Annotated in this window: 17 protein-coding genes and 1 tRNA gene; 14 read left to right on the forward strand and 4 right to left on the reverse strand. The window is 63.3% G+C overall.

The genetic code is table 11. The annotated features are described in order from the left end of the window. Positions 1 to 292 precede the first annotated feature (292 nt). Positions 293 to 2,335: a lytic transglycosylase domain-containing protein gene (locus NDO48_RS11135; protein WP_018427022.1), complete on the forward strand. Its 2,043-nt coding sequence runs from the start codon at positions 293 to 295 to the stop codon at positions 2,333 to 2,335. A gap of 109 nt (positions 2,336 to 2,444) precedes the next feature. Then, positions 2,445 to 3,341: an alpha/beta fold hydrolase gene (locus NDO48_RS11140; RefSeq protein ID WP_018427021.1), complete on the forward strand. Its 897-nt coding sequence runs from the start codon at positions 2,445 to 2,447 to the stop codon at positions 3,339 to 3,341. A 101-nt stretch (positions 3,342 to 3,442) separates the two neighbouring features. Here NDO48_RS11140 and NDO48_RS11145 read toward each other — a convergent pair whose 3' ends face one another. Together NDO48_RS11145 and NDO48_RS11150 are read right to left on the reverse strand one after the other, a co-directional pair. After that, entirely contained in the window at positions 3,443 to 4,414 is a 972-nt protein-coding gene (locus NDO48_RS11145; protein ID WP_018427020.1) for a porin, read from the reverse strand. A gap of 137 nt (positions 4,415 to 4,551) precedes the next feature. Next, a tRNA-Ser gene (locus NDO48_RS11150) sits at positions 4,552 to 4,642 on the reverse strand. A 453-nt stretch (positions 4,643 to 5,095) separates the two neighbouring features. On the opposite strand from NDO48_RS11150, the gene NDO48_RS11155 reads away from it, so the two are divergent. From NDO48_RS11155 to NDO48_RS11195, 9 genes are all read left to right on the forward strand, one after another. Beyond that, positions 5,096 to 6,139, forward strand: coding sequence for a porin (locus NDO48_RS11155; RefSeq protein ID WP_018427019.1), 1,044 nt, complete (start codon positions 5,096 to 5,098; stop codon positions 6,137 to 6,139). Between the two features lie 312 nt (positions 6,140 to 6,451). Continuing rightward, the gene (locus tag NDO48_RS11160) at positions 6,452 to 7,327 is read left to right on the forward strand and encodes a tyrosine-type recombinase/integrase (protein ID WP_416377196.1); all 876 of its coding nucleotides are present in this window, start codon (positions 6,452 to 6,454) and stop codon (positions 7,325 to 7,327) included. Between the two features lie 303 nt (positions 7,328 to 7,630). Then, on the forward strand, positions 7,631 to 8,173 hold the full coding sequence (locus NDO48_RS11165; protein WP_081623447.1) for a porin: 543 nt from the start codon (positions 7,631 to 7,633) through the stop codon (positions 8,171 to 8,173). A gap of 322 nt (positions 8,174 to 8,495) precedes the next feature. Then, positions 8,496 to 9,608, forward strand: a complete 1,113-nt coding sequence (locus tag NDO48_RS11170; protein WP_018427016.1) for a pyridoxal phosphate-dependent aminotransferase — start codon at positions 8,496 to 8,498, stop codon at positions 9,606 to 9,608. Positions 9,609 to 9,797: 189 nt separating this feature from the next. After that, a complete protein-coding gene (locus NDO48_RS11175) occupies positions 9,798 to 11,018 on the forward strand; it encodes a CAP domain-containing protein (protein ID WP_018427015.1) in 1,221 nt (406 codons plus the stop codon). A gap of 61 nt (positions 11,019 to 11,079) precedes the next feature. Further along, positions 11,080 to 12,843: a type I secretion system permease/ATPase gene (locus tag NDO48_RS11180; RefSeq protein WP_018427014.1), complete on the forward strand. Its 1,764-nt coding sequence runs from the start codon at positions 11,080 to 11,082 to the stop codon at positions 12,841 to 12,843. Continuing rightward, positions 12,840 to 14,267, forward strand: coding sequence for an HlyD family type I secretion periplasmic adaptor subunit (locus NDO48_RS11185; RefSeq protein ID WP_081623446.1), 1,428 nt, complete (start codon positions 12,840 to 12,842; stop codon positions 14,265 to 14,267). The genes NDO48_RS11180 and NDO48_RS11185 overlap by 4 nt, the downstream gene beginning before the upstream one ends. An 88-nt stretch (positions 14,268 to 14,355) precedes the next feature. Next, positions 14,356 to 15,000 carry a TetR/AcrR family transcriptional regulator gene (locus NDO48_RS11190; protein WP_018427012.1) on the forward strand — a complete coding sequence of 215 codons (645 nt, stop codon included), beginning with the start codon at positions 14,356 to 14,358 and terminating at the stop codon, positions 14,998 to 15,000. Then, positions 14,966 to 16,123: an isovaleryl-CoA dehydrogenase gene (locus tag NDO48_RS11195; protein ID WP_018427011.1), complete on the forward strand. Its 1,158-nt coding sequence runs from the start codon at positions 14,966 to 14,968 to the stop codon at positions 16,121 to 16,123. Before NDO48_RS11190 ends, NDO48_RS11195 begins: the two co-directional genes overlap by 35 nt. Positions 16,124 to 16,155: 32 nt before the next feature. Here the strand turns inward: NDO48_RS11195 and NDO48_RS11200 are convergent, their stop codons facing one another. Continuing rightward, entirely contained in the window at positions 16,156 to 17,307 is a 1,152-nt protein-coding gene (locus tag NDO48_RS11200; protein ID WP_018427010.1) for a PcfJ domain-containing protein, read from the reverse strand. A gap of 364 nt (positions 17,308 to 17,671) precedes the next feature. On the opposite strand from NDO48_RS11200, the gene NDO48_RS11205 reads away from it, so the two are divergent. Further along, on the forward strand, positions 17,672 to 19,279 hold the full coding sequence (locus NDO48_RS11205; protein ID WP_018427009.1) for a carboxyl transferase domain-containing protein: 1,608 nt from the start codon (positions 17,672 to 17,674) through the stop codon (positions 19,277 to 19,279). A 79-nt stretch (positions 19,280 to 19,358) separates the two neighbouring features. Here the strand turns inward: NDO48_RS11205 and NDO48_RS11210 are convergent, their stop codons facing one another. After that, positions 19,359 to 19,913: a dihydrofolate reductase family protein gene (locus tag NDO48_RS11210; RefSeq protein ID WP_018427008.1), complete on the reverse strand. Its 555-nt coding sequence runs from the start codon at positions 19,911 to 19,913 to the stop codon at positions 19,359 to 19,361. Positions 19,914 to 20,062: 149 nt separating this feature from the next. On the opposite strand from NDO48_RS11210, the gene NDO48_RS11215 reads away from it, so the two are divergent. Together NDO48_RS11215 and NDO48_RS11220 are read left to right on the forward strand one after the other, a co-directional pair. Then, positions 20,063 to 20,590, forward strand: a complete 528-nt coding sequence (locus NDO48_RS11215) for an O-acetyl-ADP-ribose deacetylase (protein ID WP_018427007.1) — start codon at positions 20,063 to 20,065, stop codon at positions 20,588 to 20,590. A 39-nt stretch (positions 20,591 to 20,629) separates the two neighbouring features. Next, positions 20,630 to 22,588 carry an acetyl-CoA carboxylase biotin carboxylase subunit gene (locus NDO48_RS11220; protein WP_026226994.1) on the forward strand — a complete coding sequence of 653 codons (1,959 nt, stop codon included), beginning with the start codon at positions 20,630 to 20,632 and terminating at the stop codon, positions 22,586 to 22,588. The last annotated feature ends 11 nt before the right edge of the window (positions 22,589 to 22,599 follow it).

Consider the following 22,599-nt stretch of genomic DNA (forward strand, 5'->3'; position numbering starts at 1 on the left):
TTTCTAGCCGAAAGCAGGGCCGCGCACCATAGTCTCGACATCAATTTGCGGCAAGTATGGCAACGGGCAAACAGGGGCATTGGGCAAGTGGGTTGTAATGAGCGCGCTAACCTTTCGTTTACCGCCTCTTCACAACCCGGGGCTAGCCTCCAGCTACCAACCCGACGCATCGGCCCGAAAGTCGGATTCGCCTTTCGGAACAGACGGTGCGCCAATTCAAAGTGCCGGAGCATGGCTGCGCCTTCATCGGGCGCGCGGCGTGCTCCAGGATAGTCATTGTAAGAGACAGGGAATGGCAAAGTTCATTCCGGCCCTCGGGCCGCAGCGTGTTGCGATTTTCAGCGCCGTCCTTGCGCTTTCGACCGGCATTGCCTCGGCTGCCGGACTCGACCAGGGCACGACGTCGGCCATCCCCTTTGCCTCGATCGGCAAGGGCGACGCCATGCGCGCTGCCTTTGCTTCGTCCGACCAGTTGAAAAGCGGCCTCGATGCGCTGTCGGGCGGCGACATCGACAGGGCACGCGCCGTGCGCGACGCCCTGCCCGCGACCGCGCTCGACCGCCACATCCTGATGTGGGCGATTGCGCTCAATGGCGGTGACAAGGTACCGAGCGCCGACATCGCGGCCGCAGCACAGGCCCTGCCCGGCTGGCCGGGTCTGGCCACGCTTCGGCGCAACAGCGAACGCGCCATGGCGCGCGAGAACCCCGGTCCGCGTATCGTCGTCCAGGCCTTCGCCGGCAGCGAACCGCAGACGATCGAAGGCGCCATATTGCTCGCTCGTGCCCAGATGGAGCTTGGCGACGCCAAGGCCGCACGTGCCACTCTCAGCCCCTACTGGCGCAACGAGAAGCTCGAGCCTCAGCAGGAAGCAGCTGTCATCAAGGAGTTCGGCACGCTGATTTCGCAGGCCGACCATCGTTTCCGCATGGAAAAGATGTTTTATGCCGACCGGGTGAATTCGGCGCTGCGCGTTGCCGATCTTGCCGGCGCAAAGGCGCTGGCCGAGGCTTGGGCGGCCGTCATCAAGGGCGACAAGAAGTCCGCGGCGCTGCTCGAAGCGGTGCCTGCCAACCAGCGCTCGGCCGGCTATTTCTTTGCCCAGTCGCGCAACATGCGCAAGAACGAGAAGTTCGCCGACGCCGCTGCCTTCATGTTGAAAGCACCAAGGGACAAGGCAGCACTCGTCGACCCCGACGCCTGGTGGGCCGAGCGTCGCGTCCTGTCGCGCGAACTCGTCGACAAGGGCGACGTCAAGACAGCCTACCGAATCGTCGCTGCGCACTCGGCCGAAAGCCCGACGAACGCCGCCGACGCCGAATTCCACGCCGGCTGGTACGCACTGCGCGGTCTCAATGACGCCAAGACGGCAGCACCCCACTTCGCCCGTATCGCGGAAGTCGCCGGCGGACCGATCTCACTGTCGCGTGCCTATTATTGGCTCGGCCGCGCCGCCGAGGCGGGCGGACCTGGCGACGCCAAGGACTATTATGCCCGCGCCGCCACCTATGGCACGACCTTCTATGGCCAGCTAGCGGCTGAACGAATCGGCCGCAAGGCGCTCAACGTGGTCTATCCGACGCCAAGTGCAGCCGACCGCCAGGCATTCTCGCAGCGCGAGGCGGTCAGCGCCATCAGCCGGCTCGAGGGTGCTGGCTATGCCCGCTACGCCGAGATGCTCTACCGCGACCTTTCCAACCAGCTGACCAGCCCCGGCGAACTGGCCCTTCTCGCCGTCATGGCCGAAAAACAGGACAATCATTATCTCGCGCTGCGCGTCGGCAAGATCGCGGCCCAGCGCGGCATCGATGTCGGCGCGCTGTCGCATCCGGTCGGCGTGATCCCCTCTTCGGCGAACATTTCCGGTTCGGGCAAGGCGCTTGCCTACGCCATCGCCCGGCAGGAGAGCGAATTCAACGTCGCGGCAGTCTCCAATGCCGGCGCACGTGGCCTGCTGCAGCTCATGCCGGGCACGGCCAAGGACGTGGCAAAGAAGGCAGGCCTGGCCTATTCGGCCGACAAGCTGACTTCGGATGCCGGCTACAACGCCACTTTGGGCGCAGCCTTCCTCGGCGAACAGCTCGGCCGCTTCAACGGCTCCTATGTGCTGACCTTCGCCGGCTACAACGCCGGCCCCCGCCGCGCCGACCAGTGGATCGCACGTTACGGCGACCCGCGAGGCAAGGATCTGGACACCGTCATAGACTGGATCGAGCGCATTCCGTTCTCGGAGACGCGCAGCTACGTCCAGCGCGTGATGGAGAACTATCAGGTCTACAAGATGCGCCTCACCGGCGGCTACGACATCGCCGGCGACTTGGTGAACGGCCGCTGACGCCCCCTGCCCTGCCTAACCTCGCCTGGTTTGACCTCGCCCGGGTTTGACCTCGTTCGGCCGCTTCGGTAGCTAATTCGCTGACGAAGCGAGGTCAGCAGGGACGCGCATGGACAACGGTTTCTCCGACTTTTTCTATCAGTCGCATGACGGCCTGAGGCTGCATGCGCGAATCTACGGCGAGCGCAACGCGCATCTGCCCGTCGTCTGCCTGCCCGGCCTCACCCGAAACAGCAGGGATTTCCACGAACTCGCGCGCTTCCTCGCAAGCGATTCGAAAACTCGACGTCGAATCATATGCTTCGACTATCGCGGCCGCGGGCAGTCGGCCTACGACCCGAACTGGCAGAACTACAATGTTGGCATGGAAGCAGCCGACATTCTGGCAGGTCTCGCAGAGCTGGGGATCGAACAGGCCGCCTTCGTCGGGACGTCGCGCGGCGGGCTGATCATGCATGTGCTGGCCGCCATGCGTCCCGGCCTGATCGAGGCCGCTGTTCTGAACGACATCGGCCCGGTGATCGAAGCCGAAGGCCTCGCCCACATTCGCTCATACCTGCAGAACGCCCGGCAGCCCGAGACCTTCACCGAGGCGGTCGAAATGCAGAAGCAGGTTCACGGCTCAGCGTTCCCGGCATTGACAGAAGCCGACTGGCAGCGCTTCGTCCGCGCGATCTACCGCGACAAAGGCGGCAAGCCTGTAGCGGACTACGATCCGGCCCTGATCAAGACCGTGCTGGCGATGGATCTGTCGAAGCCCCTGCCGGACCTGTGGCCGCAGTTCGAGGCTCTGGCCACCGTTCCAATGTTCGCGATCCGCGGCGCCAATTCGCGGCTGCTGTCGGCGGAGACACTCGATGAGATGAGAAGCCGCAATCCGCAGATGGAGGCGGTTACAATCGAGGACCAAGGCCATGCGCCGTTGCTGGAAACAGGTGAGTTGCCGGCCACAATCGCCACGTTTTTCGACGTGTGGATGCAGTCGGAGACTGAATCCTTCGCCTGAGCGGAGTGTGTATGGCGGCACGGACTACCCGACGTAGCACTGGATAACAAAAAACCCGGCGGTTGCCCGCCGGGTTCTCTCTAAGTCAGCTTGTGAACTGATTAGAACGAAGCGTCGAGGCGCAGGAAGCCCGAGAACACACCGTCGGTGTAGTTCTCACCGTCATTGTAGTTCACGGCGAGCTTGGCGTTCAGGTTGTCGACGATCTTGTAGTCGACAACTGCACCAATGGTCCAGTCGTTCTGGCTGTTGACGAAGTCGTCGGCGAAGTACTGACCACCGGCACCGATCGCCAGCTTCTCATTGACCTGGTACTTGGCGTAGCCGCCAACCGACCACTCGTAGCCGATACCGTAGAAGCTGTCGCCGGAATTGTAGATCGCCATTGCCTGAAGCGTAAGAGCGTCAGTTGCCTTGAACGAGGCGATTGCCTTCAGAGCGTACTCTTCTGCAGTCGCGTCGTAAGCTGCGAACAGGTCAACACCACCCCAGCCCTGAGCGATCGACACCTTGCCGGCGACGTTCGGGGTGTAGTCGTAGTTGGTGTCAGCTTCTTCGAGAGCCGCGCTGACGGCAATGCCGTTGCCTGCGTCGAACGTGTAGCGAACCGAGTTGATGAAATCGCCACCAGCGGAATCAAACTCGCCCGACAGGTCGCCGTCGAACAGCGTGTCGTTGCGACCAACCATCAGACCGCCGAGTTCGAAGTAGGCGTAGCGAAGCTTCACGGCTGTGGAGTCATAAGACGTCTGGTTCGCGAACTCGACTTCAATGTAGCGCTTGAAGGTGCCGTACTCGGTCTCCGAACGCGCGTCGAGCTTCAGACGAGCGGTGGTCTTCTTCTTCCAGCCGTCATCGTTGTCGGTCCAGTTGATCTGGTAACGAACGAGGCCGCCGATCTTGAGGCAGGTCTCGGTGCCCGGGATGTAATAGAAGCCGGCGCCGTAAACGTCGCAGATGCGGACGTATTCCATGGGCTCCGGCTCAGCGACGACGACAGCGTCGGCAGCGCGAGCGCCGGAGACTGCGAGCAGAGCCGCAGCGGAGCCGAGAAGAAGGCTCTTGATGTTCATTTTCTGACCTCCAGTCAGAATCGCGGCTGGAGGCGGAAAAACAGCGTGCAGAATCGTAGTTGGCGCCGATGAGGCGTGCGATAGCGCTTTGAAATGATTTGGTTTTCTGGAGATTGTCGGCCTCGATGGCCTGGGGATGGCGGAGAGGATGGGATTCGAACCCACGAGAAGCTTTTGACCTCTACTCCCTTAGCAGGGGAGCGCCTTCGACCACTCGGCCACCTCTCCGTCGAGGCGCTGGATAAAGAAAAGGCGCGGCACAATCAATAAGGCTTTGTGCCTTTAGACGTAAAAAGAACCGAATGGAGATTCGACCAGGCGAATCTCAGCCCCCCGGGAATGTCTCGGAGAAACCCAATCCGGTCGATTCCTCTGTCAGCGGAACGTCGAGCTCGACGATTCCATATACGATTCAACCCCTCCCAGGCGCCCAAACCTTAATGACTTCTTTATAGGGGGCATCAAATCGTGTCATTTGTGCAACATCGGTTGCGGATAGATTGCATCAGGGTGCCTGTTGGCGCTGTTCGTTGTTGAACCGCCCCGGCTCATCGGTAAATGTCGGCATCGAAGAAGGAACGCGGTGCGTATCTTTTTCAAACGGGGATGGGGCAGGGAACGCTGTCCTTCAGCAAAAAATACCCAGACCCTCTTTTGAAACTTTTGACTGGAGGTCAGAAAATGAACATCAAGAGCCTTCTTCTCGGCTCCGCTGCGGCTCTGCTCGCAGTCTCCGGCGCTCGCGCTGCCGACGCTGTCGTCGTCGCTGAGCCGGAGCCCATGGAATACGTCCGCATCTGCGACGTTTACGGCGCCGGCTTCTATTACATCCCGGGCACCGAGACCTGCCTCAAGATCGGCGGCCTCGTTCGTTACGAAATCGACTGGACCGACGAAGACAACGGCTGGAACAAGACGTCGCTGGCCCGCCTGAAGTTCGACGCTCGGTCGGAAACCGAATACGGCACGTTCCGCCGTTACATCGAGTTCCAGGCTGGCATCGGCGGCGGCGGCTGGGAAGGCGACGTTTGGACCGGTCTCAAGTCTGAAGGCAGCACTGCCCTTCGTCACGCCTACTTCGAACTCGGCGGCCTGCTCGTCGGTCACACCGACACGCTGTTCGACGGCGACCTGTCGGGCGAATTCGACAAGGGCGGCGGCGACCGCGTCAACCAGATCCGCTACACCTTCGACGCCGGCAACGGCATCTCGGTCTCGGCCTCGCTGGAAGAAGAGTCGGACAACTTCGATTACGTTCCGCTCGTCGTCGGCAAGGTGTCGATCGCTCAGGGCTGGGGCTCGGTCAACCTGTTTGCCGCTTATGACGATGCTTACGGCGAAGGCGCATTCAAGGCCATCGCCAACGTCAAGGCAACGGACGCTCTGACGCTCGAAATGATCGCGACGTATGAGACCGGCCCGTCCTACTGGAGCCTGAATACCGAGTATGACGGCTACACCTGGTCGGTCGGTGGCTACCTGAAGTACCAGGTCAATGAGAAGCTGGCTGTTGGCGCTGGCGGTCAGTACTTCGCTGATCGTCACATTGGCGGCGTGCTTCCCGGCTTCCTCGATACCGACAACAACGACTGGGCGATCGGCGCTGTCGTCGACTATCAGGTCGTTCAGGGTCTCGATGCCAAGCTCGCTCTCAACTACAACGACGGCGACAGCTTCACGGACGGCTCGTTCAGCGGCTTCCTCCGCCTCGACGCCTCGTTCTAATCGACTGACGTCGTAAGCAATAAAGGCAGCCCGGGTTTCGAAAGATACCCGGGCTGTTTTTCTACCGGCGGCAAACGCTGGGATGCCAGACAGCCAAGAAGGAGAAGAGACAGCGTTGTAAGGAAGTGGGTCAGGCGCAAGGGACGACATTGCCGTCCGCCCGACGACCATACCGAAACTGTAAACGTCATCTTGTCGAGCGACACCGGCTAAGATAGCTTTTTGCGACTCTTTGCCACCGGTTGCAGGCGTATTGTGAAAAAAGCAACTTCAAAGGATCAGGTTTTGAGCGGCCACCATTCAGCCGCCCTGTTGGCAAATTGCAAAGTTACTTATAATTTTAATAACTTAAAAGAAGTAAAGTCACACAGGGTTTTAGATCTTTTTGCGTCGTACAAAGATATTTTGTGGGATGACGGGAAGCACAAATACAACGTCAGCTCCTTCCTGGGCGAGATCGACGAGATTCTTCTAGGCGAACGCTTCAGTGCATTTTCCCAGGAGACACTCGACGGCCTTATAGGCTCCCTGCGCCAACGCGGTAACAGCAACGCGACCATCAATAGGAAGATGGCCGCTTTGAGCAAACTACTGCGTAAGGCCTACAAAATGGGAGATATCCATAGCCTGCCCGAGTTCCGCCGCCAGAAAGAGCGTGCAGGACGAATCCGCTTTCTCGAGTTCGAGGAAGAGGACAGGCTGTTTGCCGCCATCCGCGCCAAGAGCGAGGATTGCTACCGCCTCTCCGTCTTTCTTGTAGATACCGGATGCCGTCTCGGCGAGGCTCTTGGGCTGATCTGGAACGACCTGCAGGAAACGCGCGTCAGCTTCTGGATCACCAAATCAGGTCGCAGCCGTACGATTCCGCTGACGGCGCGCGCCAAGGAGGCGGCGAAGTGGCTGGCCGAACGCGGGCCGCGCCCGAAAGGGCCCTTCGCCATGCTGACGCAACCGCAGTACCGAGCCATCTGGAACGAGGCTAAGGCGGAAGTCGGTCTCGGTACCGACGACCAGGTCGTGCCGCACATCCTGCGTCACACATGCGCTTCGCGACTGGTCCAGGGCGGCATCGACATCCGCCGCGTGCAGATGTGGCTCGGACACCAGACACTGACCATGACTATGCGCTATGCGCACCTGGCGACAAACGATCTCGACCGTTGCGTGGTGGTGCTGGAGAGACACTGAGCGCAAACACCCGCGTGTCCGCGTCGACTGTCGCAAGCCGCCTCTAAGGAAATCCGCTTTCTGAGCCAGCTTTACGCGACGCCAAATCCGCGGTTGAGCCCGTGATCCGCCGGCTTCACGTTAAGGCGGAAGCGGAACAGCGGGCATTGATGAACGAGCGACCGGGTCCTGCGCGCCGGTCGGCGCATGCACCATTCGAACTCCCATATTGCGTGCCATTCGGCAAAGACCCTGCACTTCAGATCGATACCATCGACTGGCAATGCGTAGGCCAAGCGGAATGGACTCGCTGGCGGCGACCGCATCAACCAGGTCCGCTACACCTTCGACGCCGGCAACGGCATCGCGCTGAGCGCAGGCCTCGAAGTTGCCGAGAACAACCAGTCCTACACCCCGAACATCACCGGCAAGGCATCGGTTGTCCAGGGCTGGGGTGGCGTCGACCTCTTCGCCGCTTACGACTCGATCGCGGAAGAGTATGCTCTGAAGGCAATCGCTCGCTTCAAGGCGACGGATGCCATCACGCTGAAGGCAATCGCCAGCTACGATTCGGCCGACAGCTTCTACGGCATCGGCTACGAGTGGTCGGTCGGCGGCGACGTCGTGTACCAGGTCAACGAGAAGCTGGCGCTGACCGTTGGCGGCCAGTACCTCGGCGATCGCTACGACACCGCTCTGGTCACGGGCTTCGCCGGCGGCAACGACTGGGTCGTCGGCGCGGTTGTCGACTACAACATCGTCCAGAACCTCGACGCCAAGCTGGCCGTCAACTACACCGACGGCGACAGCTACAAGGCAACCGACGGCTCGTTCGCCGGCTTCCTGCGCCTCGACGCATCGTTCTAATCGAACGACACGTTTAGCCAAAAGACGGCCCGGGTTTCGTCGAGACCCGGGCCGTTCTTATTGCCTCAGTATGCGCCCAAGCGCTCAAGGAGGCAGCAAGGTCGGAAGGACCGGATCGCTCCCGTAGATTTCTTCCGCCAGCCAGCCATCAATCGGCCTTGCGCGCAGCACATGTTCGGGCCTCAAAAGCCGGAAGCAATTGTCACCCATCGTACAAAGCGCATGCAAATACCGCATTTTTTGTCGTATAGGCTCAAGCACAATCAACCTTGCCGCGCTTGAACGAGATGCGGCTCTCTGCCAGCCATAGAGTTCGACACCGATGCCCGTACGGCCGCTCCTCACTCCCGTCATCCGCGCCCTGCCCGTCACCGTGCCTTTTGTCGGGCCTGAAGCACAGGAGCGCGAGCGCGGCAGGCCGTTCCGAGCGCGCATGGGCGCCAATGAAAGCGGCTTCGGCCCCTCGCCGCGCGTCATCGCCCGCATGGAACAAGCGGCGGCCGAGATGTGGAAATATTGCGACCCCGACAATTACGACCTGAAGGTTGCGCTGGCCCGCCATCTCGGCATCGGCGCTGAAAATGTTGTCGTCGGTGAAGGCATCGACGGTCTGCTCAATCTCGTCGTGCGCATGTACGCCACCGAAGGCACGCCAGTCGTCACCTCGCTGGGCGCCTACCCCACCTTCAATTTCCACGTTGCCAGCGTGGGAGGGCGGCTGGTGCCGGTGCCGTTCCGCGACGACAAGGAAGACCTGCAGGGCCTTCTGGACGCGGCAAGGCGCGAAAACGCACCGGTTGTCTATCTTTCCAACCCCGACAACCCAATGGGCAGCTGGTGGGAGGCGAACGAGATCCTGCGTTTCGTCGAACAGCTGCCGGAAACGACGACGCTGATCCTCGACGAGGCCTATGGCGAGACGGCACTGGCCTCGGCGCTGCCGCCGGTCGACATTTCCCGGCCCAACGTCGTGCGCATGCGCACCTTCTCCAAGGCTTACGGCCTCGCCGGCATTCGCTGCGGTTACGCTTTCGGCGATGCCGAGGTGATTTCCGACTTCGAGAAAGTACGCAATCACTATGGCGTCAGCCGCATGGCGCAGATCGCAGGCGAGGAAGCACTCGCCGACCAGGCCTATCTGGCCGAGGTCGTCACCAAGGTGGACGCCGGGCGCAGGCGCATAGCCAAGATCGCCACGGACAACGGGCTGAAGCCGCTGCCCTCGGGTACCAATTTCGTGACCGTCGACTGCGGCGCGGATTCGAGCTTTGCGCTCGCCATCATGCGCAACCTACTTGCCCGCGACGTGTTCATTCGCAAGCCGATGGCGCCGGTGCTCGATCGATGCATCCGCGTCAGCGTGGGCCTGGATCACGAGATCGACATCTTCGCCGAGGAACTCCCGAAGGCGATTGCCGCTGCACGCGGCGCCTGACGACAGACGTCCTCAACCAGGGATACATGTCCGGCTTCACGCGGCGTCAGGCCGCGCGAAGATACATGCGCACATCCTAATTTATTCATTCGAGCGCCGCATCATCAACACACTTCCTGCCTAGGCCGGATGTCGGGCGGACGGGGACACTGGGGGTTCAACAGCAATCAGAACCAACGGGGAGACCCTATGCCTCAGCACAGCGCCAACGAGCAGTATTTGCTCGAGCTCATCAACGCGGAACGCGCCAAGGTAGGCGCCCAGCCTCTGGCATTCGACAACGACCTCAGCGAAGCGGCCGAAGGCCACGACCAGTGGATGCTGGCGACCGACACCTTCTCGCACACCGGCTCCGGCGGCTCGTCGCCGACGACGCGCATGAAGGCGGCGGGCTATACGCTCTCCGGCTCGTGGGCGACGGGCGAGAACATCGCCTGGGCGACAACGCGCGCACCGACAGGTTATGTCGACGAAGTGAAGCTGCTTCACACCAACCTGATGAATTCGTCCGGCCATCGGGCGAACATCCTCAACCCCAACTTCCGCGAGGTCGGCCTCGGCTTCGAGGTCGGAGACTACCAGGGCCGGCAGAGTGCCTTCGTGACCGAGGATTTCGGCAAGACCGGCTCCGACCTGTTCCTGACCGGCGTGGCCTATGGCGACAAGGACGGCGACCGCTTCTACGATCCGGGCGAAGGACTGGGTGCCATCACCATCACCGCCAAGAACGCCGCGGGCCAGACCTTCAAGACCACGACATCGGCGGCCGGCGGTTATGACCTCGTGCTGAAGCCGGGCACCTACACGGTGACGTTCGCCGGCGCAAACGTCGCCACGACGACGAAGACTGTGACCATCGGCACCAAGAACGTGAAGCTTGACCTGTTCAATCCGGCGGCGAAGTCGGGAACACTGGCCGCCACCGCTTCCGCGGACAATCCCGCAGGCGACATCGCCACTGCGCCTTCGACGCAGCCCGTCACGACCGACAAGACCGTTGCGGGCAACGCCGACGCCGGCAATACGCCTGTCAGCAAGCCTGGAAATGCCTGGCTGACCGACTTCTTCAAGAACATGGATGGTTTCGGCAACGACCACCACGCAAGCCGCGCGGCGAGCAAGTTTGCAACCACGACGGACAGTCCGGCCAAACACACGGTTGCCCTTCACGGCGACCAGTTCGCCTTCGGCGCCAAGGTGGCAAATCATGTGAACGCCGAGCATGCCGGCGATCTCATCGACGGCGGCCATGTCCACCAGGCCGTCGACCAGGCAATTGCCGCGCTGCAGGCGCACATGCCTGCCGATGTAATGACCGACGCCGGCGACGCAGCGCAGGCCACTGTCGCCAAGATTTTGGCGCAGATGGCCGCCCATCAGGGCCATCACCACGGCGACGTTGTTGCCTGACGCAAGCTGACTACGGCGGCCGGCGGGCGAACACTCCCCCGCCGGTCGCGCCCCAAGGCAATTGAGAGGGATCCCCCTGACCCAATCGTTCTCGACGGCGTCCCGTTCCGGACGTTCGGAACTCGGCTCGGCACTGGCCTCGTTCCGCGGCACCTTCATCGCTGTCGCCGGCTTCAGCGGCCTCATCAACGTGCTGATGCTGTCCGGCTCGCTGTTCATGCTGCAGGTCTACGACCGGGTGCTGCCGAGCCGCAGCGTGCCGACGCTGGTGGCACTGATCGTCATGGTGGCCGTGCTCTATGCCTTCCAGGGCGTGCTCGAAACTGTGCGCGCCCGGGTGCTGACGCGCGTTGGCGCCGGCATCGATGAGTTGATTTCGGGCCGCGTGTTCGACTGCATCGTGCGCCTGCCGCTACGCATTCGCGACCGCGGCGAAGGCCTGCAGGCGCTGCGCGATCTCGATCAGGTTAGCGGCTTTCTGTCCGGTGGCGGGCCGGCCTCACTCTTCGACCTGCCGTGGATCCCGCTCTATGTCCTGATCTGTTTTCTGTTCCATCCGTGGATCGGCGTGGCGGCGCTTGCAGGCGCCATCCTCCTGATCCTGTTGACTGTTCTGGCCGACCGGCTGGTGCGGGCACCAACAAAATCGATGTCCGACCTGAGTGCCCGGCGCGGCGCGATAGCCCAGGCAAGCGTGCGCAACGCAGAGGTGCTGACCGCCATGGGCATGGGCGTGAACCTTGCCAGGCGCTGGACGAGCGCGAACGGCGATTTCCGCGCCGCGCAGGAACGCGCCAGCGACATCACCGGCGGTTTCGGCGCGGTGTCGCGCATCCTGCGAATGATGCTGCAGTCGATGGTGTTGGCGCTGGGCGCCTATCTCGTCATCTACCAGCAGGCGACGCCTGGAATCATCATCGCCAGCTCGATCCTGACCTCGCGGGCGCTGGCGCCGATCGAGGCAGCCATCGCCCACTGGAAAAGCTTCCTCGCCGCGCGCCAGGGCTGGCAGCGGCTTGACGGCCTGTTTGCCGCCATGCCCAGGGCAACAGACGCAATGGCGCTTCCCGCGCCGAAGGCGGTGCTGGCGGTCGAAAGCATCGGCGTCGCCTCCCCCGGCGACCGACGGATTCTCATCCAGGACGTCGAATTCTCACTCACGGCGGGCTCCGGCATGGGAGTGATCGGACCGAGCGGTTCCGGAAAATCGTCGCTGGCACGCGCCCTGGTCGGCGTCTGGCCGCTGATGCGCGGCAAGGTCCGGCTCGACGGCGCCGCACTCGAGCAGTGGCCGGCAGGTTCGCTCGGCCGCCATGTCGGCTACCTGCCACAGGACGTCGAGTTGTTTGCCGGAACCGTGGGGCAGAACATCTCGCGCTTCGACGACGATTCGTCGCCCGAGGCGGTCATCGCGGCGGCCGAGGCGGCCGGTGCACATGAGATGATCCTGAGGCTGCCTGACGGCTACCAGACCGAGATCGGCGATGCAGGTGCTGCCCTGTCGGCCGGCCAAAGGCAAAGGGTGGCGCTGGCGCGCGCGCTCTACCGCGACCCGTTCCTGGTGGTCCTGGACGAGCCGAACTCCAACCTCGACGCATCAGGCGAACAGGCACTGACGCAGGCGATCGAAAAGATCAGGGCGCGCGGCGGCATCGTCATCGTGGTGGCGCACCGGCCGAGCGCGCTGGCCGCACTCGACCATTTGCTGGTGCTCGGTGGCGGTCGGCAGCAGGCGTTCGGCCTCAAGAGCGACGTTGCCCGCCAAGCAATGCAGCCAGCACCGTTGCATGCCGTGGCAAACGAACGCGCAGCGGGGGCATCATGAGCCTCTTAACCAGCACATCCGCCCAGCAGGGCTTGGCGAGGACACGCCAGTTGGTCGCTTCCGCCCAAACGAGCGCCCTTGCCCTGCTCGACCGCGGCGCCACGCCAGTTGACGGGGCGAGCCCGCAGCAGCAGAGATTGCGGGCGGCTATCCGGCGCAACGTCAGGCTCGGTGGATTCGCAGCCGTCGTGCTTGTTGGCGGGCTTGGCCTGTGGGCGGCAACGAGTTCGCTGTCCGGCGCCGTCGTCGCCGGCGGACATCTTGTGGTCGATTCCAGCGTCAAGGCAGTGCAGCATCCGCAGGGTGGCGTGGTCGGCGCGCTCAATGTGCACAATGGCAGCATGGTTTCGGAAGGTGACGTGCTTGTCAGGCTCGACGACACGGTGGCCAAGGCCAATCTGGCGGTCTTCGACAACGGCCTCGCAGAACTTGCAGCGCGACGGGCACGACTGATCGCCGAACGCGACGGAGCGGCCGAGGTCGCCTACCCCGCCGAACTGCGCGACCACGCCTCGGACCCGCAAGTCGCTCAGCTGATCGAAGGCGAGAACAAGCTGTTTACGCTCAGGCAACAGGCTCGCAACGGCCAAGTCTCGCAGTTGCGCGAACGGATTGCCCAATACCGGCAGGAGATTGCCGGCATCGAGGCCCAGCAGCAGAGCAAGCAGAAGGAAATAGCGCTTGTCGATGCCGAACTGGAGGGCGTCGAGGCGTTGTGGAAGAAGAAGCTGGTGCCGCTGTCGCGCCTGTCCGAACGGCAGCGGGCGCAGGCGCAGCTGACCGGCGAGGACGGCGCATTGACCGCCACCGCGGCACAGACACGCGGCCGCATCAGCGAGACCGAGCTGGCCATCATTCAGATCGACCAGGACATGCGCAGCCAGGTTGCCGGCGAGTTGCGCGAGATCGACGCCAAGGCGGGCGAGATGCGCGAGCGCCAGATCGCCGCCGAGCAGTCATTGAAGCAGACCGACATCCGTTCGCCCCAGGCGGGCCGCGTGCACCAGCTCGCGGTTCACACAGTTGGCGGGGTGATCGCGCCCGGCGAAGCCATCATGCAGATCGTGCCGACAGCGGATGCGCTGGTGGTGGAGGCGCGCGTGGCGCCGCAGGACATCGACCAGGTGCATGTCGGGCAGCCGGCGACACTCCGGCTCTCTGCCTTCAACCAGCAGACCACGCCGGAGGTCGAAGGCGAGGTGAACAGGATATCGCCCGACCTGATCGAGGACCAGAAGGCGGGCCTATCCTACTATGCCGTGCGCATCGCACTGTCGGCACCGAGCCTGCAGCAGGCAGGTTCTCTTGAACTCAAGCCAGGGATGCCGGCCGAGGTGTTCCTCAAGACCACCGACAGGACTGTGCTCTCCTACCTGTTCAAGCCGCTGACCGACCAGGCAAGCCGCGCCTTCCGCAGCGACTGAGGCGGCAAAGCCAGTCTCGACTCTTCCGGTCATCTCTTGAATTAATTTAACGTTCGTTTTATTACTCTTGTCATCGGGAGGATGCCCTATGGCGCGCACGGCAGGTTCGGACGGCGAAAGGACCGAAGCGGCGATCCGCGACGCCTCTGTGGCCCTTATTGCCCGCCACGGCTTCGAGGCCGTGACCATGCGCCAGCTGGCCGCCGAAGTGGGCGTACAGGCGGCGGCGCTCTACCGCTATTTTCCGACCAAGGAAGACCTGTTGTTCACGCTGATGCGCGAGCACATGGAGGCGCTGTTGGCCGAATGGGCGAACTCCCACCCCGACAATGACGATCCGGTGGCGCGGCTGACGGCGTTCGTCACCAACCACATCCGCTTTCATGTCGAGCGCCGGCACGCGACGCACGTGTCCAATATGGAGCTGCGCAGCCTTTCGCGTGACAATCTGACGACGATCCTGAAGCTGCGCACGGCCTATGAGAAGGAGCTCAGGACCATCCTGCGCGATGGCGCGGAGCTGCGGCTGCTCGAAGTTGACGACACCGGGCTGACGGCTATGGCGATCATCCAGATGATCACGGGCGTGATCGTGTGGTTCCGCCCCGACGAGCGGCTTTCGGTCAATGAAGTGACCGCGACCTACCTCGCAATGACGATGCGCCTGACTGGCGCCAAGACCAATACGGAGGAACGCCATGTACGACAGGACGCTGAACTTCGGGCTCGGTGAGGACGTCGACAGCCTGCGCGAAATGGTCCGGCGCTTTGCCCAGGAGCGCCTTGCGCCGATGGCTGCCGACATCGACCGGTCCAACGAGTTTCCTGCCGAACTCTGGCAGGAACTGGGCGCGCTCGGCCTGCTCGGCATCACCGCCGAAAGCGAATATGGCGGCTCCGACATGGGCTATGTCGCCCATGTCGTGGCGGTCGAGGAAATCTCCCGCGCCTCGGCCTCGGTCGGTCTGTCCTACGGCGCGCATTCGAACCTCTGCGTCAACCAGATCAAGCGTTGGGGCACGGCGGAGCAGAAGGCGAAGTACCTGCCAAAACTATGCTCGGGCGAGAATGTCGGCGCGCTCGCCATGTCGGAAAGCGGCTCGGGTTCGGATGTCGTGTCGATGCGGCTCCGCGCCGAGAAGCACAATGACGCCTATGTGCTGAACGGCTCGAAGATGTGGATCACCAACGGGCCGGACGCCGACACGCTGGTGGTCTATGCGAAGACCGACCCCGACCGGAAGTCGCGCGGCATCACTGCCTTTATTGTCGAAAAGACGATGAAGGGCTTTTCGGTCGCCCAGAAGCTCGACAAGCTCGGCATGCGCGGCTCCAACACCGGCGAGCTGGTGTTCGACAATGTCGAGGTGCCGTTCGAAAACGTGCTGCACCAGGAAGGCAGCGGCGTCGAAGTGCTGATGTCGGGCCTGGACTATGAGCGCGTGGTGCTGGCCGGCGGGCCGATCGGCATCATGGCGGCGTGTTTGGACGTTGCCGTACCTTATGTGCATGACCGCAAGCAGTTCGGCCAGCCGATCGGAGAATTCCAGCTGGTGCAGGGCAAGCTCGCCGACATGTATTCGACGATGAATGCGGCGCGCGCCTATGTCTACGCCGTCGCCGCCGCCTGCGACCGCGGCCAGACGACACGCAAGGACGCCGCCGGATGCGTGCTGTTTGCCGCCGAAAAGGCAACGCTGATGGCGCTGGATGCAATTCAGTTGCTCGGCGGCAATGGCTACATCAACGACTATCCGACAGGCCGGCTGCTGCGCGACGCCAAGCTCTACGAGATCGGCGCCGGCACAAGCGAGATCAGGCGCTGGCTGATCGGTCGCGAGATCATGGGGGAGTGACCCTGCGCGACAATGCCGCGCAGGGCTGATTTTCAATGCTCGACAAGCGTCACCCCCCTCGCCTGCGCCCAGCGCCCAAGAATCTGCAGTTCGTCCTGCCTGGCCGTCCGGTTGCCGAAGCCGCGGACCTGGACGGCGCGGTTGCGCGGGTCGAGCTCGATCGTCAGCATGCGATCCGCCCGACCGACGCCCTTCCGCCGCAACGACCAGATGGAGGCATGGCCGGCGATGCATTTTGCGGCATAGGTCCAGACGCAGTGATGCATGGCTCGGCTTTCGGCGACGAGGTCGTCCGCCTTGGTGATCTGCACCACCGCGAACTCCTCGCCACGGGTGCTGGCCTTTCTGTCGCTTGGACGCCAGGACCAGTTGGCAAGCGGCGAGCCGGCCCAGCCGCCTTCGTCCTGACCATTGCTGCCTCGCCGGATCTCGGCCTGCCGTTGGGCAGCCCTGATGCGGGCGACCATCGCGATGTCACGGTGCCAGTCCCGCATCTGGCGCTCCAGCGAGGCCAGCGTGCGCCCGCGCAGGCTGTATTGCCGGTCGCGCTCGAGACGCGCCGCGAGATAGTCGCAGAGGTCGTCGATCTCTTCGACCGGCAGCGGATTGACGACAAAGAAGCGCGCCGCCTCCCGCCAAAAGGCAAGCTCGCCTCTCGGCGTGCGCGAGATCTTCGATCGGGCAATGCGCTGGGCGACGCCGAGATCGTCGGCATAGGTGCGTGCGATCGCCAGCCAGAAGGTCTCGCAGAAGTCGAGCACCGCCGGCGGGTTGAGGAAGCAATGGACCTCCTTGCGCGTCAGCCACTCGCCGGCGCCGGCCTTGTACAGCGACTGTCCGCCGGCCGCGGCGACATACCAGCGCTTGCGCAGCCTGATCTCGTTGGCGTCGAGGCCGCCGCCGTCGAGCCAGATGTGCTCGAGATGTGCCGCCACGGGGTAGACCGCGAAAAGATGGCGCGCGGCAGCCAGCCGCAGCCGTCCGGGGTCACGCGTCTTGAGCTGCGGATGCCAGGCGTCGCGGTGGCGGATGGCGTTGCCAAAGCCGGCGAACGCCTCGTCCAGCGCCCGCTTGAAATCGGGCGGCTGGCGAAGCGGTCGGACGACCTGCCTGAGCGTCGCTTCATAAGCAGCAATTCGTTCGCGCTCGGCTTCGTGCCGGCGCCTTATTCTGGAACGTGCCATAGCCGTTCAACCTCATCGAGAACCTGTCAGCCGGGCGCAAAGCGACAACCGGCACGGAATGTGTCGATTTCGATCGCGCTGACATGACAGACCTCCTTGGGTTGAATGGGCGGGCTACATAGTCGCAGGGATTGCAGGACGCAAGTCATGTTGACGCATGGGAATGTCGAGAGCGATACAGTGTGGCAGGGATGCATCAGGGGCCTGGCCCGATCGCGCCCGATGGTTTTACGACGGACTCAATCTCGACTCGATGCCGTTCGACCATGAGCTTGCGGGCAAGTAGCGCGCCTACACCCAGCGCCTGTCACCGGGCGGCCGCGCCTGCCCGGCGCTGGTGATATTGAAGGAAAGACGAGGAAAAATGCCGACACTTCATTCCCAGCTGTCCCCCTCCTCCGAAAGCTTCAAGGTCAATGCGGCGCGGCTGCGCGGGCTGGTGGCCGACATCAAGGAGAAGGCCCGACATGTCGAGCTCGGCGGCACGGAAGATGCCCGCAAGCGACATACTTCGCGCGGCAAGCTCCTGCCACGTGAAAGGCTGGCACAGTTGCTGGATGCTGGCTCGCCTTTCCTCGAGGTCGGCCAGTTCGCGGCGTGGGGACTCTATGGCGGCGACATCGCGTCGGCGGGCGTGATCGCCGGCATCGGCCGGGTCGAGGGCACAGAGGTGATGATCGTCGTCAACGACGCCACGGTGAAAGGCGGCACCTATTATCCGATGACGGTGAAGAAGCATCTTAGGGCGCAGGAGATCGCGCTGCAGAACAATCTGCCCTGCATCTACCTTGTCGATTCCGGCGGAGCCAACCTGCCCAACCAGGATGAGGTTTTCCCCGACCGCGACCATTTCGGCCGCATCTTCTTCAACCAGGCCAACATGTCGGCGGCGGGCATTCCGCAGATCGCCTGCGTGATGGGCTCGTGCACCGCGGGCGGTGCCTATGTGCCGGCGATGTCGGACGAGACTGTCATGGTGCGAAACCAGGCGACCATCTTTCTTGCAGGTCCGCCCTTGGTGAAGGCGGCAACGGGCGAGGATGTGAGTGCCGAAGAGCTTGGCGGGGCGGACCTGCACACACGGGTATCAGGTGTCGCCGACCACTATGCCGTCGACGATGAGCACGCCCTGGCGATCGTCAGGCGTATCGTCAAAAACCTGAATCGGAAGAAAGACATCGGGCTCGTCTTGCAGAAATCGATTCCGCCGGTTCATGCGCCGGAAGAGGTCTATGGCGTCATCCCCGCCGACCTAAGACAGCCCTATGACGTGCGCGAGGTGATTGCGCGCACGGTCGACGGCTCGGAGTTCGACGAGTTCAAGCAGAACTACGGCACGACCCTGGTGACGGGCTTTGCCCATATCCACGGTATGCCTGTCGGCATCATCGCCAACAACGGCGTGCTGTTTTCGGAGAGCGCGCTGAAGGGCGCGCATTTCATCGAACTGTGCTGCCAGCGCAAGATCCCGCTGGTGTTCCTGCAGAACATCACCGGCTTCATGGTCGGCGCAAAATACGAGGCCGGCGGCATCGCCAAGGACGGCGCCAAGCTGGTGACGGCAGTGGCGACCGCGCAGGTGCCGAAGGTGACCATCATCATCGGCGGCTCGTTCGGCGCCGGCAATTACGGCATGTGTGGCCGCGCCTACTCGCCCCGTTTCCTGTGGATGTGGCCGAACGCCCGCATCTCCGTCATGGGCGGCGAGCAGGCGGCGACCGTGCTTGCCATGGTCAAGCGCGAGGGCATTGAACGCAAGGGCGGCACCTGGTCGAAAGAGGAAGAGGCCGAGTTCCGCGCCCCGATCCTTGAGAAATACGAGCGCGAGGGACACCCGCTCTATTCGTCGGCGCGGCTGTGGGACGACGGAATCATCGACCCGGCGAGGACGCGCGAGGTGCTGGCGCTCAGCCTGTCTGCGGCGCTCAACGCGCCGGTCGGCGACACCAAATTCGGCGTGTTTAGGATGTGACGGAAGTGCCGCACCCACGTGGAGCGGCACTTCGGGGAAGGATGCAGGAGCTTTGAGCGACCGCCCGCAACATTACGGTTCAGCCAGCCGCCTGCGGCAGATAGTGCAGGATGACGCCACCCGTCTTGAGCGGCGTGGTCTTGCCGAGCTTCATGGCGAGCCCGCGGCCGGGCTTGAACAGCGGGTTGCCGGCGCCGAGCACGACGGGGGCGAGGCAAAGCCGGTATTCGTCGACGAGGCCATGGGAGAGCAAGCTGTCGAGCAGGTCGGCGCTGCCGAAGACATAGACGTCCTTGCCGGGCTCGCGCTTGAGCCGCTCGATCGCTTCGGGCACGGCACCGTCGAGCAGGCGGCTGTTGTTCCAGGCCGCCTCCTTCAGCGTGCGCGAGGCGACGATCTTTTCGAGGCCGTTCATCATGTCGGCGATGGCGCCGGTTTCCTTGGACCAGTAGCTCGCCATGCCTTCATAGGTCTTGCGGCCGAACAGCAGCGCGCCGATATCGGCGCCCTGTTCCAGCGAGAAGGCCTCGAGCTCTTCACCCCAGACGCTAGTGTGGAAGGCGAGGTCCCAGGGGCTGGTCCCCTCGAAGTAGCCATCGAGGGTCATCAGGTTCCAGGCGATAATCTTGCACATGCTGGCTCCCTTATGCTTTCAAATTGCAACCGGTTGCTGGATCGCATAACCGATCCATTTTTGCAATCAGTTTTGCTTTTCACTGCCGACATCGGGTGTCAGCGTGAAGTTCGTGCACCCCATTGTGGCGCCCGGGAGGCACGGGCCGCATGACACAGCGCGTCTCGATCATCGTCGCCGACATCACCACGCTCGACGTCGACGCCATCGTCAACGCAGCCAACTCGTCGCTGTTGGGCGGCGGAGGCGTCGACGGCGCGATCCACCGGGCCGCAGGCCCCGATCTGGAGTTTGAATGCCGGATGCTGAATGGCTGCAAGGTCGGCGAAGCCAAGATGACCAAGGGCTACCGGCTCCCCGCCAAGTTCATCATCCATACGGTTGGCCCCGTGTGGAACGGTGGCAAGAGCAGTGAGCACGCGCTCCTGGCCTCTTGCTACGCCACCTCACTTCAACTCGCAGCGAAGCACGCGCTTGATACGATCGCTTTTCCGTCCATCTCGACCGGCGTCTATCGTTTTCCGGCGGAGGCGGCTGCAAAGATCGCCGTTGGCACGGTTGCCGCATTCCTGAAAGAATCGGCCAAGCCGTCGCATGTCACCTTGTGCTGCTTCTCGCCGGACGCCGCCGCTCTTCATCGCGCAGCACTTGCCGCTCTTGGGAGCGAGCATGACTAGCGCGCTCCTTTTGTTGCTTCACTTCATTTCGGGGGAATGATGTTCTCGAAAATCCTCATCGCCAACCGGGGCGAGATCGCCTGCCGTGTCATCCGAACCGCCCGCAAGCTGGGCGTGAAGACGGTGGCCGTCTGTTCGGATGCGGATGCGCGCGCACTGCACGTGGCGATGGCCGACGAGGCCGTGCATATCGGCCCCTCTCCCGTGGCAGAAAGCTATCTCCGCGGCGACGTCATCATCGCGGCTGCCAAGGCGACGGGCGCGGAAGCCATCCATCCGGGTTATGGCTTCCTGTCGGAAAACCCAGATTTTGTCGACCAGGTGACGGCGGCAGGGCTGGTCTTCATCGGCCCGTCGGCGGCCTCGATCCGCGCCATGGGGCTGAAGGATGCGGCCAAGCGGCTGATGGAAAAGGCCGGCGTACCTGTTGTGCCCGGCTATCACGGCGAAGCGCAGGAGATCGTCATCCTTGCCAGCAAGGCGCGCGAGATCGGCTATCCCGTGCTGATCAAGGCGCGTGCCGGCGGCGGCGGAAAGGGCATGCGCCGCGTCGACCATCCCGACGATTTCGCCGACGCGCTGTCGGGGGCACGGCGCGAGGCCAAGGCAGCCTTCGGCGACGACCGGGTGCTGGTCGAGAAATATGTCGACAAGCCGCGCCATATCGAGGTGCAGGTGTTCGGCGACAATTTTGGCAACGCCGTGCACCTGTTCGAGCGCGACTGCTCGGCCCAGCGCCGCCACCAGAAGGTGATCGAGGAGGCCCCTGCTCCCGGCATGACGGCCGAGCTGCGCGCGGCGATGACCAACGCCGCCGTGAAAGCCGCCAAGGCAATCAACTATTCGGGCGCGGGTACAATCGAATTCATCATCGATGCCTCGGATGGGCTGAAGCCCGACCGGTTCTGGTTCATGGAGATGAACACGCGCCTACAGGTCGAGCATCCGGTGACCGAGATGGTGACCGGCGTCGATCTCGTTGAATGGCAGCTGCGCGTCGCTTCCGGCGAAGTGCTGCCTGCAACGCAGGATGACATCACGCTCTCCGGCCACGCCTTCGAGGCGCGGCTGTATGCCGAGGATCCGGCCAAGGGGTTCCTGCCGGCGATCGGCACGCTGCACCATCTCAGCTTCCCGACGGAGGCGGCGCCCGGAACCGCATTGCGGGTTGAAACCGGCGTGCGCCAAGGCGATGCCATCCCGCCCTACTACGACCCGATGATCGCCAAGCTGGTGACGCATGGACCTGACCGCGCAACGGCGCTGGCAGCACTTGCTCAAGCGGTGCAGCGGACGGAGGTAGCGGGCTGCGTGACCAACGCCACGTTCCTCGCGGCACTCGCCACCGATGCGGACTTTGCCTCCGGCGATGTCGACACCGGCCTGATTGGCCGCAAGCAGGAGGCGCTGACGACGACTGCGGTGCCGAGCGGCCGGGCGGTTGCGCTGGCAGCACTTGCAGCAAGCGGGGCGAAGGCGCTGGAAGCGGAAAACAACCCTTGGGCCAGCCTGCCGGGCTATGCCCATTTCAACCCGATGTCGCGGCGCGTTTCGCTTGCCTATGGCAGCACCGACATCGTCGCCCACGTCGCGGCACGGCCGGACGGCCGTTTCGAGGTGACATCAGAGGGCAGCGACGGGTTTGTGCTCAAGGCCGGTGTCAACGACACTGCTGGTGCCACCGTGGCTGTGTGGCCGGGGCATGTCACCGTGTTCGAGAACGGCCGCTCCTTTGACTTCGCCATCAGCGATCCCTTCGCCCGCGCCGCCGAAATCGGCGAAGGCACGTCGAGCATGCGCGCGCCGATGCCCGGGTTGGTCAAGCTGGTGCGTGCTGCCAAGGGCGACAAGGTGAGCAAGGGCCAGCCGCTATTGGTGCTGGAGGCGATGAAGATGGAGCACACCATCGCCGCTACCCATGACGGCGTGATCCAGGAGATCGCCACCGAGGGCGCGCAGGTGACCGACGGCACGGTGCTGGTGCGCTTCGAGGACTAGCCGACAACCAT

The organism is Aminobacter sp. MET-1, from assembly GCF_026521175.1.
Classification (GTDB): Bacteria; Pseudomonadota; Alphaproteobacteria; order Rhizobiales; family Rhizobiaceae; genus Aminobacter.

What these genes read in the sequence shown, in the direction of transcription:
- NDO48_RS11210 (WP_018427008.1), bottom strand. Translation starts at nt 19,913, where the DNA reads ATGTGCAAGATTATCGCCTGGAACCTGATGACCCTCGATGGCTACTTC.
- NDO48_RS11200 (WP_018427010.1), bottom strand. Translation starts at nt 17,307, where the DNA reads ATGGCACGTTCCAGAATAAGGCGCCGGCACGAAGCCGAGCGCGAACGA.
- NDO48_RS11185 (WP_081623446.1), top strand. Translation starts at nt 12,840, where the DNA reads ATGAGCCTCTTAACCAGCACATCCGCCCAGCAGGGCTTGGCGAGGACA.
- NDO48_RS11205 (WP_018427009.1), top strand. Translation starts at nt 17,672, where the DNA reads ATGCCGACACTTCATTCCCAGCTGTCCCCCTCCTCCGAAAGCTTCAAG.
- NDO48_RS11195 (WP_018427011.1), top strand. Translation starts at nt 14,966, where the DNA reads ATGTACGACAGGACGCTGAACTTCGGGCTCGGTGAGGACGTCGACAGC.
- NDO48_RS11140 (WP_018427021.1), top strand. Translation starts at nt 2,445, where the DNA reads ATGGACAACGGTTTCTCCGACTTTTTCTATCAGTCGCATGACGGCCTG.
- NDO48_RS11215 (WP_018427007.1), top strand. Translation starts at nt 20,063, where the DNA reads ATGACACAGCGCGTCTCGATCATCGTCGCCGACATCACCACGCTCGAC.
- NDO48_RS11170 (WP_018427016.1), top strand. Translation starts at nt 8,496, where the DNA reads ATGCCCGTACGGCCGCTCCTCACTCCCGTCATCCGCGCCCTGCCCGTC.
- NDO48_RS11190 (WP_018427012.1), top strand. Translation starts at nt 14,356, where the DNA reads ATGGCGCGCACGGCAGGTTCGGACGGCGAAAGGACCGAAGCGGCGATC.
- NDO48_RS11175 (WP_018427015.1), top strand. Translation starts at nt 9,798, where the DNA reads ATGCCTCAGCACAGCGCCAACGAGCAGTATTTGCTCGAGCTCATCAAC.
- NDO48_RS11155 (WP_018427019.1), top strand. Translation starts at nt 5,096, where the DNA reads ATGAACATCAAGAGCCTTCTTCTCGGCTCCGCTGCGGCTCTGCTCGCA.
- NDO48_RS11135 (WP_018427022.1), top strand. Translation starts at nt 293, where the DNA reads ATGGCAAAGTTCATTCCGGCCCTCGGGCCGCAGCGTGTTGCGATTTTC.
- NDO48_RS11220 (WP_026226994.1), top strand. Translation starts at nt 20,630, where the DNA reads ATGTTCTCGAAAATCCTCATCGCCAACCGGGGCGAGATCGCCTGCCGT.
- NDO48_RS11145 (WP_018427020.1), bottom strand. Translation starts at nt 4,414, where the DNA reads ATGAACATCAAGAGCCTTCTTCTCGGCTCCGCTGCGGCTCTGCTCGCA.